This is a genomic window from Streptomyces sp. 130 (assembly GCF_007096885.1).
Classification (GTDB): domain Bacteria; phylum Actinomycetota; class Actinomycetes; order Streptomycetales; family Streptomycetaceae; genus Streptomyces.
Window position 1 is genome coordinate 1 of record NZ_VJNO01000009.1, and the last position, 14,822, is coordinate 14,822.

14 protein-coding genes are annotated in these 14,822 nt (G+C 73.5%); 5 read left to right on the plus strand and 9 right to left on the minus strand.

The window, feature by feature from the left end; all coding sequences use genetic code 11:
• The first annotated feature begins 77 nt into the window (after window positions 1-77).
• Window positions 78-1,088, plus strand: coding sequence for a VOC family protein (locus FKN01_RS10345; protein ID WP_143618828.1), 1,011 nt, complete (start codon window positions 78-80; stop codon window positions 1,086-1,088).
• A 1-nt stretch (window position 1,089) separates the two neighbouring features.
• Here the strand turns inward: FKN01_RS10345 and FKN01_RS10350 are convergent, their stop codons facing one another.
• From FKN01_RS10350 to FKN01_RS10370, 5 genes are all read right to left on the minus strand, one after another.
• Complete coding sequence (locus tag FKN01_RS10350) at window positions 1,090-2,151, minus strand: aminotransferase class V-fold PLP-dependent enzyme (RefSeq protein WP_143618829.1); 1,062 nt, start codon at window positions 2,149-2,151, stop codon at window positions 1,090-1,092.
• A gap of 185 nt (window positions 2,152-2,336) precedes the next feature.
• The gene (locus tag FKN01_RS10355) at window positions 2,337-3,053 is read right to left on the minus strand and encodes a DsbA family oxidoreductase (protein WP_143618831.1); all 717 of its coding nucleotides are present in this window, start codon (window positions 3,051-3,053) and stop codon (window positions 2,337-2,339) included.
• Between the two features lie 114 nt (window positions 3,054-3,167).
• The gene (locus FKN01_RS10360; protein WP_143618833.1) at window positions 3,168-3,656 is read right to left on the minus strand and encodes a GNAT family N-acetyltransferase; all 489 of its coding nucleotides are present in this window, start codon (window positions 3,654-3,656) and stop codon (window positions 3,168-3,170) included.
• 51 nt (window positions 3,657-3,707) lie between these two features.
• Window positions 3,708-4,313: a DUF1349 domain-containing protein gene (locus FKN01_RS10365; RefSeq protein ID WP_143618835.1), complete on the minus strand. Its 606-nt coding sequence runs from the start codon at window positions 4,311-4,313 to the stop codon at window positions 3,708-3,710.
• Window positions 4,310-5,830 carry an aldehyde dehydrogenase (NADP(+)) gene (locus FKN01_RS10370; RefSeq protein ID WP_143618837.1) on the minus strand — a complete coding sequence of 507 codons (1,521 nt, stop codon included), beginning with the start codon at window positions 5,828-5,830 and terminating at the stop codon, window positions 4,310-4,312. The genes FKN01_RS10365 and FKN01_RS10370 overlap by 4 nt, the downstream gene beginning before the upstream one ends.
• Window positions 5,831-5,999: 169 nt before the next feature.
• Between FKN01_RS10370 and FKN01_RS10375 the strand changes: the two genes are divergently transcribed.
• From FKN01_RS10375 to FKN01_RS10390, 4 genes are all read left to right on the plus strand, one after another.
• A complete protein-coding gene (locus FKN01_RS10375) occupies window positions 6,000-6,770 on the plus strand; it encodes an IclR family transcriptional regulator (protein WP_018104665.1) in 771 nt (256 codons plus the stop codon).
• A 114-nt stretch (window positions 6,771-6,884) separates the two neighbouring features.
• Window positions 6,885-8,330 (plus strand): penicillin-binding transpeptidase domain-containing protein, encoded by a 1,446-nt coding sequence (locus FKN01_RS10380; RefSeq protein WP_143618839.1) that lies wholly within the window; start codon window positions 6,885-6,887, stop codon window positions 8,328-8,330.
• A 97-nt stretch (window positions 8,331-8,427) separates the two neighbouring features.
• On the plus strand, window positions 8,428-9,078 hold the full coding sequence (locus tag FKN01_RS10385) for a SigE family RNA polymerase sigma factor (protein WP_143618841.1): 651 nt from the start codon (window positions 8,428-8,430) through the stop codon (window positions 9,076-9,078).
• An 82-nt stretch (window positions 9,079-9,160) separates the two neighbouring features.
• Window positions 9,161-9,925 (plus strand): hypothetical protein, encoded by a 765-nt coding sequence (locus FKN01_RS10390; RefSeq protein WP_143618843.1) that lies wholly within the window; start codon window positions 9,161-9,163, stop codon window positions 9,923-9,925.
• Between the two features lie 15 nt (window positions 9,926-9,940).
• On the opposite strand, the gene FKN01_RS10395 is transcribed toward FKN01_RS10390, so the two are convergent.
• The 4 genes from FKN01_RS10395 to FKN01_RS10410 form a co-directional block, all read right to left on the minus strand.
• The gene (locus FKN01_RS10395; protein ID WP_143618845.1) at window positions 9,941-11,032 is read right to left on the minus strand and encodes a pectinesterase family protein; all 1,092 of its coding nucleotides are present in this window, start codon (window positions 11,030-11,032) and stop codon (window positions 9,941-9,943) included.
• 69 nt (window positions 11,033-11,101) lie between these two features.
• The gene (locus FKN01_RS10400; RefSeq protein WP_260696845.1) at window positions 11,102-12,448 is read right to left on the minus strand and encodes a polysaccharide lyase family 1 protein; all 1,347 of its coding nucleotides are present in this window, start codon (window positions 12,446-12,448) and stop codon (window positions 11,102-11,104) included.
• 62 nt (window positions 12,449-12,510) lie between these two features.
• Entirely contained in the window at window positions 12,511-13,332 is an 822-nt protein-coding gene (locus FKN01_RS10405; RefSeq protein WP_143618847.1) for a rhamnogalacturonan acetylesterase, read from the minus strand.
• A 109-nt stretch (window positions 13,333-13,441) separates the two neighbouring features.
• Window positions 13,442-14,776: a sugar ABC transporter substrate-binding protein gene (locus FKN01_RS10410; protein WP_143618849.1), complete on the minus strand. Its 1,335-nt coding sequence runs from the start codon at window positions 14,774-14,776 to the stop codon at window positions 13,442-13,444.
• Between the last annotated feature and the right edge of the window lie 46 nt (window positions 14,777-14,822).

The window sequence follows — 14,822 nt, forward strand, 5'->3', positions numbered from 1 at the left end:
GTGGCACGGATTCCCGTGCCACCCCCCTCCGGCATATCTCGGTGGACCGGCGCGGGACCGGCGGCGACAGTGAGCGCATGACATCCCACGTGCAACACATCACCATCGACTGCGCCGACGCCTACACGCTGGGCACCTTCTGGTCGGCCGTGCTCGGCGCCCCGCTCTCCGACGAGGACCACCCCGGCGACCCCGAGGCCCTGGTCGAAGCGCCGGGCGCCGCCCTGCTGTTCGTCACCGTGCCGGACCGCAAGCAGGGCAAGAACCGCGTCCACCTGGACATCAAGCCCGAGGACCGCACCCGGGACGAGGAGGTCGAACGGCTGCTGGCCCTCGGCGCGACCCTGGTCGCCGACCACCGCAAACCGAACGGACGGGGCTGGGCGACGCTGGCCGACCCGGAGGGCAACGAGTTCTGCGTGGAGTGCGGCGCGGCCGAGCGGGCGGCGCTCAGCGGTACGCGGCTGCCGGTGACCGCGGACGACGTGACGCGGGCGGTCCGGCTGGCGGTCGACGCCCTCACCGGCGCGGCGGAGGGCGACTGGCGCGTCCCGGCCGGGACGCTGACGTGGGACTGCCGGGAGACCGCGGAGCACCTGAGCGACGACCTCTTCGCGTACGCCGTCCAGCTGGGCCCGCGTACGCCGTCGGTGGAGACCGAGGTGCCGTACCACTGGGGCCCCCGGCGCGAGGGCGGCCCGTGGAACGCGGTCTTCGCGGACCCGGAGGCGGGTGTGGCGGGGCTGCTCCAGACCGTGGAGGCGAGCGGCGCGCTGCTGGCCGCGATGGTCCGTACGGCCTCGCCGGCCACCCGCTCGTTCCACAGCTACGGGGTCTCCGACGCGGAGGGCTTCGCGGCCATGGGCGTCGTGGAGACCCTGGTGCACGCCCATGACATCGCCTCGGCCCTGGGCGTCTCCTGGGAACCGCCCGCCGCCCTGTGCGACCGGGCGCTGGCCCGGCTCTTCCCCGGCGCGCCGGACGACAGGGACCGGTGGGCCGTGCTGCTCTGGTCCACCGGTCGCGGCGAGCTGCCCGGGCGCGAGCGCGTGACGTCGTGGAAGTGGCACAGCGCCCCGCTGGCCTGAATCAGCGGGCGAGCACGTCGAGCGCGCGGTCCACGTCCGCCTCGGTGTTGTAGAGGTGGAAGGACGCGCGCAGATTGCCCGCCCGGCCGGCGACCAGCACCCCGGACCGCTGGAGCTCCGGTGCCCGGTCGCCGAGGCCGGGCACCGCGACGACGGCGGTGTCCGCCGCCACGGGCTCGTGCCCGAGGGCCGTCACCCCGGCGCGGAAGCGGCCGGCCAGCGCGAGGGCGTGGTCGTGCAGCGCGTCGACGCCGATCTCGTGGAGCAGGGCGAGGGAGTGCTCGGCGCCGTGGTACGCGAGGTAGACGGGCGGCTCGTCGTAGCGGTGGGCGTCGGAGGCCAGCTTGGCGACCGGTCCGTACACGCTGCCCCACGGGTCCTCCGAGGCGGCCATGCCCACGTCGACCGGCTTCAGGCTCTCCTGCGCGTCCTCGGTGACGGTGAGGAACGAGGTGCCGCGCGGGCAGAGCAGGTACTTGAAGCCGCCGGTCACCGTGTAGTCGTAGGCCCCCGCGTCCAGCGGCAGCCAGCCCGCGGACTGGGTGGCGTCCAGCAGCGTACGGGCGCCGTGGGCCGCCGCGGCGGCCCGGACCGCGTCCAGGTCGGCGCGGCGGCCGTCCGCCGACTGCACCGAGGAGAAGGCGACGAGCGCGGTGGAGGGGCGCACGGCCCCGGCCAGCCCTTCCAGCGGCACGTACCGCATGTCGAGGTCGCCGCGGACCGCGAAGGGGCTGACGACAGAGCTGAACTCGCCCTCGGGGGCGAGCACTTCGGCCCCCGGGGGCAGTGAGGCCGCGATCAGCCCGACGTGGGCGACGACGGAGCTGCCGACGGCGACCCGGCCGGCCCCTACGCCGACGAGCCGCGCGAAGCCGTCCCTGGCGCGGTCCACCGCCTCGAAGTCTCCGGAACCGGCGCGGCGGCCGGAGGCGCCCTCGTCGGCAAGCGCCTTCACGGCGTCGACGGTGCGGCGGGGCAGCAGCCCGCAGGTGGAGGTGTTGAGGTAGGTGGTCTCGGGCGCGAACTCGGCGGCTACGGCACGGCTGAGCGGAGAGTGCGTCATGAGCTCAGCGTGAACCCTCGCCGACCTGGGGTCAATTGACAAAAACTCACGGCGGCCCCAAGCGATGCTTATGCGTCCGGAACCGAGGACGCGGACCGCCGTGGACGCGGACCACCAGAAACGCGGACCACCAGGAACGCGGACCGCCGGGAACGCGGGCCGCCGGGGACGGCCCGCGTGGCGGGTCAGGCGTTCCGGGTGGCTGCGGGGACCTCGCAGGCCCCGTCGGCGTCGCAGGCCGCCGCGTCGGCGGCGGCGGTCACCGGGCGGTCCTTCCACGCCTGCTCCAGCGCCTGGGCGAAGACCTCGGCGGGCTGGCCGCCGGAGATGCCGTAGCGCCGGTCGAACACGAAGAACGGCACCGCGTTGGCGCCCAGCTCGGCCGCCTCCCGCTCGTCGGCGCGCACCTCGTCGGCGTACGCCTTCGGGTCGGCGAGCACCGCGCGCGCCTCGTCGGCGTCCAGCCCCGCCTCGACGGCCAGGTCCAGCAGGACGGCGTCGTCGAAGACGGACCGCTCCTCGGCGAAGTTGGCCCGGTAGGCGAGGGCCAGCAGCTCGTCCTGGCGGCCACGGGCCTTGGCGAGGTGCAGCAGGCGGTGGATGTCGAACGTGTTGCCGTGGTCCCGGCCCTCGGTGAGATAGCCGAGCCCTTCGGCCCGGGCGTTGGCCGCGACATTGGCCTCCATCGAGCGGACCTCGTCGGGGGTGCGCCCGTACTTGCGCGCCAGCATGTCGGTGACCAGCTCGGTGTCGCCCTTGGCGCGGCCGGGGTCGAGCTCGAAGGAGCGGTGCACCACCTCGACGTCGTCGCGGTGGGCGAAGCCCGCGAGACCCTTCTCAAAACGGGCCTTTCCGACATAACACCAGGGGCAGGCGATGTCGCTCCAGATCTCGACGCGCATGACTCTTCTTCTCTCCGGACTCGTCGACGGCTGCGGCGGGGCGCGGAGGCACCCTCCGCTCCCCGCCCAAACGTATGACGGGCCCGCGCCATTCCCGCGCCCGGGCCCATGTGCTCAGCCTCTCCCCGGCGCTTCCGCCACCGCGAGGCGCAGCACCAGATGGTCGCCGTGCCGGGGCGTTTCCGGGTCGGGGACCCAGCCGCAGGCGGAGTAGAAGGCCCGGGCCCGCTCGTTGGGCCCGAAGACCTCCAGACGGGCCCGCGTGACTCCGCGCCGCCGCCAGTCGGCGACGCACGCGAGGTGCAGGGCGCTGCCGACCCCCTCGCGCCAGTGCGCCGGGGAGACGTGGAGCTGGGTGAGGCAGGTCCACCCGTCGCGCACGGAGTGGGCGGCGACGCCGACGAGGGCGCCGTCCTCCTCGGCGACGAGCACGGTGGTCTCCTCCCGGTCCACCGCGCGGGCCCAGCCGTCCCGGCTCCGGCCGGCCTCGGCCGCGCCCGCGTACTCCTCCTCGGCGAGGTGGCCGCTGTAGTAGGTGGCCCTGGCCTCGGTGTGCAGGGTGACTATCGCGTCGAGGTCGTCCCGCCTCGCTGTACGGATCATGGTGGGGAGGACGTACGGGCCGGGGCGCCGGTTCCGCCGCCCCGGCCCCGGTCAGCTGCCGTCGCGGAGGTCCGCCGGGCCCTCCGGCCGGAAGGCGATCCGGTCGAAGGCCACCTCGCAGCCGTCGCCCGTGGGCGACTGGGCGAGGAAGCCGACGGACGCGGTGGCCGCCTGCTCCGGGGTGCCGAGGGTGAAGACGCGGACGAAGGTCCACTTCTCGCCGTCGGCCGAGGCGTGGAAGGCGAAGGCGTGTCCGGTACGGCTCAGCCGCAGCCAGTGGGTGTCGCCGTCCACGACGGAGGAGTTGACGTCGTCGGAGTGGCCCCGGGTGACCACCGTGCAGATGGTCGGGCGCTCCGGGGACAGCTCCAGGCAGAGCTTGGCCCATTCCCGGTCGCCGGCGTGGAGGTAGAGCACGCCCGCGTCGAAGGCGGCGGCGAAGCCCACCTTCACCCGGGCGATGAGCTGGAAGTCGCCCGCCGGGGCGGCGCCCAGCAGCCGGGGCGCGTCGCTCGCCGGTTCCAGGCTGTCGCCGCCCGGCGGGACGAAGCGGTCCTGGCGGGCGCCGGCGCGGCCGGTGAGCACGCCGTCCGCGTAGGTCCAGCCGCCGTCGGGGCCGTACGGCCGGAGCGCGAAGGGGAGTTCGGGGAGGTTCACGCGGGGCTTCCGTTCACGCGGCGGGGCAGGCCCAGCGGGTTGGCGTCGCGCAGTTCGGGCGGCAGCAGCGCGTCGGGGGTGGTCTGGTAGCTGACCGGGCGCAGCCAGCGCTCGATGGCGGTGGCGCCGACCGAGGTGGAGGTGGAGGTGGTGGCCGGGTAGGGGCCGCCGTGGTGCTGGGCGGGGGCGACGGCGACGCCGGTCGGCCAGCCGCCCACGAGGACCCGCCCGGCGAGCGGGGTGAGGGCGGCGAGGAGGTCCGCCGCGCCGCCTCCGGCCTCCTCGGTGGCGATGTGGAGGGTGGCGGTGAGGTTGCCGGGCAGGCGGGTCAGGACGGCGGTGATCTCGTCCTCGGAGGCGTACCGGGCGACGACGGTGACCGGGCCGAAGCACTCCTCCAGAAGCGTGTCGTGCGGGCCCTCGGCGGTCAGCTCGCGGGCCGGGACGGTCAGGAAGCCGGCCGCGACGGTGTGCTCGCCGCCCGCTCCGGGGGTGACGGGCGCCTCGACCCCGGGGAGCGCGGCGCGCTCGGTGACCCCGGCGAGGAAGGCGTCGCGCATGCGGTGGTCGAGCAGGACGCCGGCCTCGGTGCCGCTGACGGTCTCGGTGAGCGCCTTGAGCAGGCGGTCACCGCCCTCGCCCTCGGGGGCCAGGACGAATCCGGGCTTGGTGCAGAACTGGCCGACGCCCATGGTCATCGAGCCGGCCAGGCCCGCGCCGATCTCCTCGCCGCGCTCGGCGGCGGCGGCCTCGGTGACGACGACGGGGTTGAGGGAGCCCAGCTCGCCGTGGAAGGGGATGGGGACCGGGCGGGCGGCGGCGGCGTCGAACAGGGCGCGTCCGCCGCGCACCGAGCCGGTGAAGCCGGCGGCGGCGACGAGCGGGTGGCGGACGAGGGCGACCCCGGCCTCGAAGCCGTGGACGAGGGTGACGACGTCCTCGGGCAGCCCGGTGCGCGCGGCGGCCCGGCGCAGGATCGAGGCGCACAGCTCGGAGGTCGCCGGGTGGTCCGGGTGGGCCTTGACGACGACGGGGCAGCCGGCCGCGAGGGCGCTGGCGGTGTCGCCGCCGGGCACGGAGAAGGCGAGCGGGAAGTTGCTGGCGGCGTAGACCGCGACGACGCCGAGCGGGATCTTGTAGCGGCGCAGGTCGGGCCAGGGCGGGGTGCGGGTGGGGTCCGCGTGGTCGATGTGGATGTCCAGGTAGGCGCCCTCGTCGACGACCTCCGCGAACGCCCGCAACTGGGCGGCGGTGCGCGCGAGTTCGCCGGTCAGCCGGGCCGGGCCGAGGGCCGTCTCGGCGTCGGCGGCCTCGATGACGTGTTCCCCGGCCTCGGTGAGCAGTTCGGCCGCCGTGCGCAGGAACGCGGCGCGCGCGGTGCGGTCGGCGAGGGAGCCGCGTACCGCGTGGGCGGCGCGGACCGCGCGGTCGACCTCCTCCGCTGTGGCCTCCACCGCAACCTGCTCGCGCGGGTTCCCGGTGCGGGGGTCGACGCTCCAGACTGGTGTTGCTGCCACCGTGTTTCCTTCCGCTCCACTGCCGCACATCAGAAGTCGTCCGGTATAAGCTGTTCGGTATTCTGAACAGCGTTCCTGAACGTGAATGTGAAGCGACTCTATTTCCGGGCCTTCGGTGTTGGCAAGAAGTCGCGGGGTTTCGTCGGCGGGGTGAAAGGGGCACAGGGCGATGTCGGTTCCCGAGTCGGGTGGGGCACAGGTCAAGTCCGCGGTACGGACGGTCGAGCTGCTGGAGTACTTCGCCGGGCGGCCCGGCATGCACTCGCTCGCCGCGGTCCAGGAGGCCGTCGGCTATCCGAAGTCGAGCCTCTACATGCTGCTGCGCACCCTGGTCGAGCTGGGCTGGGTGGAGACCGACGCGACGGGCACGCGCTACGGGATCGGCGTACGGGCCCTGCTGGTCGGCACCTCGTACATCGACGGCGACGAGGTCGTCGCCGCGGCCCGCCCCACCCTGGACCGGCTCTCCGACGACACCACCGAGACCATCCACCTGGCCCGGCTCGACGGCACCAACGTGGTCTACCTCGCGACCCGCCAGTCCCAGCACTACCTGCGCCCCTTCACCCGCGTCGGCCGCCGGCTGCCCGCCCACTCCACCTCGCTCGGCAAGGCGCTCCTCGCCACCTACAGCGACGAGCAGGTCCGCAAGATGCTGCCCGAGACGCTGCCCGCGCTCACCGAACACACCCTGACCGACCGCGAGAAGCTCATCGAGGAGCTGCACCAGATCCGTGAGCAGGGGTACGCGGTGGACCGCGAGGAGAACACGCTGGGGCTGCGCTGCTTCGGCGTCGCCGTCCCGTACCGCACCCCGGCCCGGGACGCGATCAGCTGCTCGGTGCCGGTCGCCCGGCTGACCCCCGCGCACGAGCAGATGGTCAAGGACGCGCTGTTCGACGCGCGCGACCGGCTGACGCTCGCCACCCGCCGGCTCTGATCCCGCGCCCCGCCGCCCGCCCGGCCGTGAACGCCGCGGTCACCGTATGAGGAATCGGTGAGAAGCGGCACAACCGGGAACGACTCGCCCGGCCCCGCTCGTCTGCCGAGCAGGATGAACAAGACGATCAGGCGCGCCTCGGTCTTCTGCCTGCTGCTGGTCCTCGCCCTCCTCGGGCGGGCGACCTGGGTGCAGGCGTACCAGGCCAAGGCGCTCGCAGACGACGACCACAACCGGCGGAAGATCATCGCGCAGTACGCGCAGCCGCTGGGGGACATCATCGTGGCCGGTTCGCCGGTCACGGGCTCGAAGCGGACGGAGGGCGGCGATCTCGCGTACCAGCGCACCTACCGGCAGGGCGGCCTCTACTCGGCCGTGACCGGCTACAGCTCGCAGGCGTACGGCTCGACGCAGCTGGAAGGGATCTACAGCCATGTGCTGGACGGCACCGACGACCGGCTGAAGAGTCCGCTGGGCGCGCTGACCGGCGAGCGGTCCGCCCCTGGTGACGTGGTGACGACGATCGACCCGGACGTCCAGAAGGCGGCGAGCGACGCGCTCGGCGACGACAAGGGCGCGGCCGTGGCGATCGACCCGAGGAGCGGGCAGATCCTGGGCATGGTGTCCTCCCCGTCGTACGACCCCACGGACATCAGCGGCACGAACGACGGCGACACCTGGTCGAAGCTGCTCGCCGACGAGGACAAGCCGCTCGTCAACCGCGCCATGCGGCAGCCGCTCGCGCCCGGTTCGACGTTCAAGCTGGTCGTGGCGTCGGCGGCGCTGGAGTACGGGCTGTACGACTCCGTGGACGAGCCGACGCGGAGCCCGGTCCCGTACACCCTGCCGGGCACCAGCACCCCCCTGCCGAACGAGAGCGCGTCCGCCCCCTGCGAGAACGCCTCGCTGCGCGTCGCCCTCCAGTACTCGTGCAACAACGTCTTCGGCAAGGCCGCCGCCGACCTGGGCCAGGACAAGGTGCGGGCGATGGCGGAGAAGTTCGGCTTCGACGACGAGAAGCTGGACGTGCCGGTGCGGGCGTCGACGAGCGTGTATCCGACGGACATGGACAAGGCGCAGACGGCGCTGACGGGCATCGGCCAGTTCGAGGTGACCGCGACCCCGCTCCAGATGGCGATGGTCTCCGCCGCGCTCGCCAACGGCGGTGAGCTGGCCGCCCCGCACATGGTCTCCGAGGTGACCGACGGGGACGGCGGCACGCTGGAGGACTTCGCGGACGGCGACACCGAACGGATCGTCTCCGAGGACACCGCGAAGCAGTTGCGCAGCGCCATGGTGACCGTGGTGGAGAAGGGCACCGGCACCAACGCCCGGATCGCCGGGGCCGAGGTCGGCGGCAAGACGGGCACCGCCGAGAACGGCGTGGACAACAGCAACACGCCGTACGCCTGGTTCACCTCGTACGCGAAGTCCGGCGGCCAGGAGGTCGCGGTCGCGGTGGTCGTGGAGGACTCCGGCTCGACGGCGTCGGAGGTCAGCGGCAACGGGCTCGCGGCGCCGGTCGCCAGGAAGATGATGGAGGCGGCGCTGCGGCGGTAGCCCCGTCCCGCTGTCGAAGCGCTTGCGGTACGCTCACGCCCCGGCGGGGGCGTATCCGGACGGGCCGGGCGTGCGAGCGCAGGGGGACGAGGTAGCCGTGGGCACAGCAGTCGACGATGCCGCCGCCGCCGAGTTCCACGACTTCTTCGAGGCCCATTACGCGGAACTGGCCCGCCTCGCCCATCTGCTGACCGGTGAGGCCGACGCCGCCGACGATCTCGCGGCCGACGCCCTGCTCGCGCTCTGGCACCGCTGGGACCGGGTCCGCGAGGCCGGGCACCCGGTGGCGTACGCGCGGGGCGTGGTCGCCAACCTGGCCCGGACGCGCATCCGCAGCGCGGTCCGCGAGCGGCGCCGGATCGCCCTTTTCTGGGCGCCGCGCGGCGGTGGGGACGACGGGGTGGCCGAGGGGCCCGACGTGCCGGCGGTGGTGGACGTGCAGGAGGCGTTGCGGCGGCTGCCGTTCCGCAAGCGGGCCTGCGTGGTGCTGCGGCACGCCTTCGACCTCTCGGAGCGGGACACCGCGCTGGTGCTGGGGATCTCGGTGGGCACGGTGAAGAGCCAGACCTCGCGCGGCGTCGCGGAACTGCAGCGGCTGCTCGGGGGCGTCCTGCCGGTCGGGGTCGGACGGGCCGCGGCGTCCGGTGCGGTGCGCAGCGAGGCGCCGGAGCGTCGTGACGGCGGAGCCATCGGGATGTTCCGGCGACGCGGCGAGATGCCGTGCCAGGCGTCGCGGACCCGGCCATGATCGGCAAGACGCCCCCGGGGACCGGGACGCCCGCCGCGCGGGTCCGGACGGCCGTCGAGGCGCAGCGCAGCGGAGGAGACCGGTGAAGGACGAGGAGCTGTCCGGGCGGCTGCGGGAGGCCGCCGGGGCCCACCGCCCCGACCGGGCCCGGATGCTGGCCCGGATCGAGCGCGGGATGGCGGGCGGCGGCCCGGCACCCCGGTCCGTGCGCCCGCCGCGCGCGGTGCGCCCGTGGCTGCGCGTGGCCGGGGCGACGGCGGCGGTCTGCGGGGTGCTGGCGGCCGGGGCGTTCGCGGTCACCACGGCGGGCGACGACGACCGGGCGCGCGGCGGGCAGGCGGCCTCGGCGCCCTCCGCCGCCCCTGACTCCGGGGCCCCTGACTCCCCGGCGCCGGACTCCCCCGCCGCGAAGGCACCCGGTGACGCGGCGGCCCCCGGTGGGCTGCGGCCCGAGGACGGACCGCTGTGGACCGGTGGCGTGGTGGACCCGCACTCCAACGCGTACTGGGCGCAGAGCAACGTCACGCTGCGGACCACCGAGCCGCTGTCCGCGCTCACCGTGGAGCTGCGGGTCGCCCAGACCGGCGGGGTGAACAGCACCGGCTCCTGGCGCTCGCTGCCCGAGCCGGACTTCACCGTCTCGGTGAACGAGAGCGGCGGCTTTCTGGTCTACCGGTGGACGCTGCGTGCCGGGCGGACCGTCCCGGCCGGCACGCACACGTTCGCCGGGCAGTACAACCACGCGGAGGGCGACCGGGACGCCACCGGCGACTACGTGACCGCGCACGCGGTCCGTGCCTCGGGCGGAAAGGCGTCGGTGGGCGACCGCTTCCGGCGTTCGCGCTGACCGGCCCCCGGCCCCCTACGGCCGCCAGTCGCCGAACCACGCGGCCGGGGTGTGCTCCCGCGCCTCGGTCCGGGAGAGCTGCGGCCGGCCGGCGGGGACGGTGACGCGGGCGCCCGGGCCCGTGTTGCGGTACTCCGCGAACCGCTGGTCCTGCCACGGGAAGCCGGCCGACATGGTGCCGTACGGCTCGTCCGTGTCGATGCCCGCGCCGAGGTGGCTTTCGCGCACGGTCAGCATCGGGTGCGCGGTGAGGTCCGAGGACGGCACCCAGGGGCGGGCCAGCTTGAAGTACCCGCGGGGGGCGGTGCTGGTGACGCGGGAGCGCAGCACCAGGAAGCCGTGCGGGTTGGTCCCGGCGGTGCTGGGCGCGAAGACGAAGCCGTGGGGCGGCCCGGCCAGGTCGGTGCGGACCAGGGTGCGGAAGTGGCAGCGGTCCCAGACCGCCGACGCCCGGCCGAAGACGAAGTCGACGTCCCCTTCCACGTAGCAGTCGCGGTAGTACTGCCGGGCGAAGACGGTGAGCGACGGGGAGTCCGCGTACAGCGTGTCCTGGTGGCCCAGGAAGCGGCAGCCGGTGAACGACGAGCGGTCGCCGGTCACCTTGACGGCGACGGCCTGGGTGCCGGTGTAGTCCGGGTGGTCGGCGCGCAGCCAGTCGTTGGCGAAGGTCAGATCGCGGGCGGTGAGTCCGGCGGGCCGGGCGGTGACGGTGGCGGACCCGCTGGTGCCGTAGGTGCCCGAGCCGTCGGGGCGCGGGGTGCCGTTGGCGTTGTCGTACACGATCACCGTGTCGCGCGGGTCGCCGCTCGCGCCGATGAGGGTGAGGCCGGTCCGGTCGGCCGGGATGTCGACGGTCTCCCGGTAGGTGCCCGGGGCGATGACCAGGGTGCGCCCGGTGCCGGTGGCCGCGTCCACGGCGGCCTGGACGGTGGTGTGGTCGCCCCGGCCCCGGGCGTCGACGTACAGGGTCGCGCGGTCGAGGCGGCGGGCGGGTGAGCCGTAGCGGCCGAAGGGGCGGGCGTGGGCGGCGGCGGGCGGGGCGGTGGAGAGGGCGAGTGCGGTGGTGGAGCCGGCGAGGAGGGCCAGGGCGGCACGGCGGGTGGGCATGGGTACTCCTTTGCGGGGGCGGCCTCCGCCGGCGCCGCGCGGGCGCCGGCGGAGGAAGGGGGGCGGCTGTCAGGCGCCGGGCAGCCGGCCCGCGCCCGCGCCGAGGCCCACGGTGAGCGGGACCAGCAGCGGGTGGTCGACCCGGTTGCGCAGGGTCGGGGTCCAGCCGGCGCCCGTGGTCAGCTGCTCCTCGGGAACGCCCGCGTTGTGGACGGCGATCAGGTCCGTGCGGCGGCCGTTGACCCAGTTGTCGGAGGCCGTCAGCGAGGACTCGGACCACTTCTTGAGGATCTTCGCCTTGTCGAACTCGCCGCTCAGCGAGAACGCGTTGTGCTCGGCGACCAGGTGGGACTCGGCGCCGATCCCGTACGTGTAGCCGTAGACGCTGCCCTTCGTGGCGACGAAGTGGTTGTTGTACGAGTCGACCTGGCCGAAGCGGACGCGGGGCGCGCGCTCGTTGAGGTCCTTGAACAGGTTGTGGTGCAGGGTGACGCGGAGCTTGCCCCGGTCGGTGTCGCCGGCCTTGTCGCTGTTGCCGATCAGCATCGTCTTGTCGTGGTCCTTGAGGACGTTCCACGAGGCGGTGACCAGGTCGGCGCCCTTGACGATGTCGAAGAGCCCGTCGTGCTGCTGGTACAGCTCGTTGAAGTAGCGGGGCTGGTCGGCGTCGGAGCGGTCCCCGTCGCTGAAGGTGTTGTGGTCGACCCAGACGTGGTCGGAGCCGTAGACGACGAGGTTGTCGTACTCGGAGTTCCAGTGGCCGGTCTCGCCGTCGGTCGGGTCCCACTGCGGGAAGCAGTCGTAGGTGTCCTCGAAGCTGATGTTGCGGACGATGACGTTGGAGACGTTCTGGATCTGGATCGAGGCGCCGATGACCGTGGCGTCCTTGCCGACGCCGATCAGCGTGGTGTTGGACGGCACGTAGACGTTGACGGCGGCCTTCTGGAGCTTGGCGGAGGCGAGCCGGGCGTCCTCCATCGGCCCGGAGGGGACCTCCTCGCGGCCCCAGGTCTCGGGGTCGTAGGCGGCGAGGTACTTGTCCAGGGTGTAGCCGTCCGTCTGGTAGGCCTCGCAGTCGATCGGGTTGCCCTCGGCGTCGGCGTTGCCGTGGATGGTCCCGGCGATCCGGACGATCTTCGGCGCGTCGCCCGCGTCCTCGAAGGCGGCGATGAGTTCGGCGCGGTTGTGGACGGTGTAGACGTGGTCGGGCGTCGCGGCGGCACCGCCGGTGGTGGAGCCCTCGGCGGAGGCCCAGCCGTCGCCCTTGGCGAGGACGGCGCGCTCGATGCCCTTCTTTCCGTGCGGGTGCGGGGCCGCCTGGGCGGGGACGCTCAGGGCGAGGGCCAGCGAGGCGCAGCCCATCGCGACGGCGACGGCACGGGCGCGGTTCCTGCGAGCAGAGGTGTATGCGGACATGACAAATCCTCGGTTCTGGTGCGGGACCTGTGGAAGGAGGAGAAAGGGGGGTGGCGCGGGCGTCAGGAGGCCGGCGGCCAGCTGATCCACGTCTCGGGTATGCGGGCGCCGAGCCGGCGCAGTTCACGCGGGGCGAGCACGCGCGCGTCGAGCAGGGCGTGCGCCGTCATCCGGGCGACCTCGACGGCGCCGGCGGGCCGGAAGTGGGTGTTGTCCTGCCGCCCGTCGGGGTAGTTGGGGGACTCGCCGGGCGCCAGCCAGTTGAAGTACGCCTCGGTGCCGTCGGGGCCGAGTTCCTGCCAGCGTGCGAGGGTGCGGGCCTGGAGGTCGAGCAGGGGGACCCGCTGCTCGGCGGCCAGGGCGCGCATGGCGGCCGGGTAGTCGCCGTGGGTGGCTTTCGCGGTGCCGTCGGCGGCGAACCTGCGGCGCTCGACCGGGGTGATGAGCACGGGCCGGGCGCGCCGGGCGCGGGCCTCGGCGATGTAGACGCGCAGGTGGTCCTGGTAGGTGGTGTACGGGTCGGTGCCGCGCGCCGGGTCCTCGGTCTTCTCGTCGTTGTGCCCGAACTGGATCAGCAGGAGGTCGTCCGGGCGGACGTCCGGCAGCAGGGCGGCGAGCAGTCCCTCGTCGATGAAGCTCTTGGAACTGCGGCCGTTCACGGCGTGGTTGGCCACGGTGAGCCCGTGGCCGAGGAAGAACGGCAGGGCCATGCCCCAGCCGGTCTCGGGGGCGGCGTCGGCGTACTTCTGCGCGGCCGTCGAGTCGCCCGCGATGTGCACGGTGCGGGTGCGGCGGGCGGCGCCGTGCGCCGTCGCCGGGGTGGCGGCGAGCGCCAGGGGCAGCGCGGCGAGCGCTGCCGCGGTCTGCCTGCGGGTGAGTGACACGGGGGAACTGCCTCTCTCGTGGGTGGGTACGCAGAAGGGCAGGGGCGGCGGGGCGGGGCGGGCCGTTTGGGACGGTCCCGCCGCCGGCCCCGCGCCGGCGGGAGCGGGGTCAGCCCTCGCTCCGCTCCTTCCACTCCTTCTGGGCCGCGTTCAGCTCGTCGGCCATCTTGTCCAGGAACGCCTTGGCCGTGACCTTGCCGAGCAGCAGCTTCTGGAACTCCGGCTCGTTGTCGGCCTTGCTGATGTTGTTCCAGTCGGGCAGGTAGTACGGCAGCTGCACGATCTTGGTGGAGCCGTCGGTGAGGGCCTTCGCGGCCAGCTCGGTCGGCGCGGCCTCGCTGATCCACGGGTCCTTGGCGGCCTCGGTGTTGGCCGGGATGGCGCCGGCGGACTCGTTCCACTTGCTGTTCGACTCGTGCGAGGCGGCGAACTCGATGAACTTCCAGGCGGCCGTCTTGTTCTTGCTCGCCTTGAACAGACCGAGGCCGTCGACCGGGTTGGAGACCTGGACGCGGGTGCCGCCGTCGCCGATCGGGTTGGGTATGCCGGCGAACTTGTCCTTGCCGAGGGCCTTCAGGTGGTCCTGGTAGGAGCCGAGGTTGTGGCTCAGCATGCCGATGGTGCCGGTGTCGAACTGGGCGACCATCTTGGTGAAGTCGTTGTTGACGTCGGCGGACGGCGTCGCCTTCTTGTAGAGGGCGGCGTACTTCTCCAGCGCCGCCACGTTCTTCGGGTCGTTGAGGGTGGTCTTGTCGCCGTTCCAGAACTCCGTGATGCCCGACTGCCCGTACGCCGCGTCGATGGCCTGGGCGATCGAGCCGGCGCCGCCGCGGATGGTGTAGCCGAACTTGTTGTTCCCGGCGTCGGTCAGCTTCTCGGCCGCCTCGTAGAACTTCGCCCAGGTGGTCGGCGCTTCGAGGCCCGCCGCCTTGAAGAGGTCGGTGCGGTACCACAGCGCGCCGTTGTTCGCGGAGGTCGGCACGGTGTACATCTCGCCGCCCCGGCCGGCCGCGTCCTTGACGCTCTCGACCATGCCCTCGACGAGCTTGCCGTTCAGCGAGGAGTCCTTGATGCGGTCGCCCAGCGGTTCCAGGGCCTCCTGGGAGACGATGTTGGCCAGGTAGGCGGTGCCGACGCCGCCGACGTCCGGCACGCCGCCGCCCGCGATGGCCGTGTCGTACTTGGACTGCACGTCGGCGATCGGGATCGGCACGTACTTGACCTTGATGTCCGGGTACTTCTTCTCGAAGTCCTGGATGATCTCCTTCCAGACGGCGGTGCGCGGACCGCCGTTGTTGTCCCAGAAGGTGATCTCGCCCTTGCCGCTGCCCTCGTTGCCGCTGTCGCTGCCGTCGTCGCCGCAGGCGGTCGCCGTCAGGGCGAGCACCGCCGCGAGGGAGACGGCGGCCGTGGCGCGCCCCCGCTGCGTCTTCGAGATGTTCATGATCGGCTCTTCTCTCTCGGTTCTCTCGGGTCTCTCGGGTCGTGCG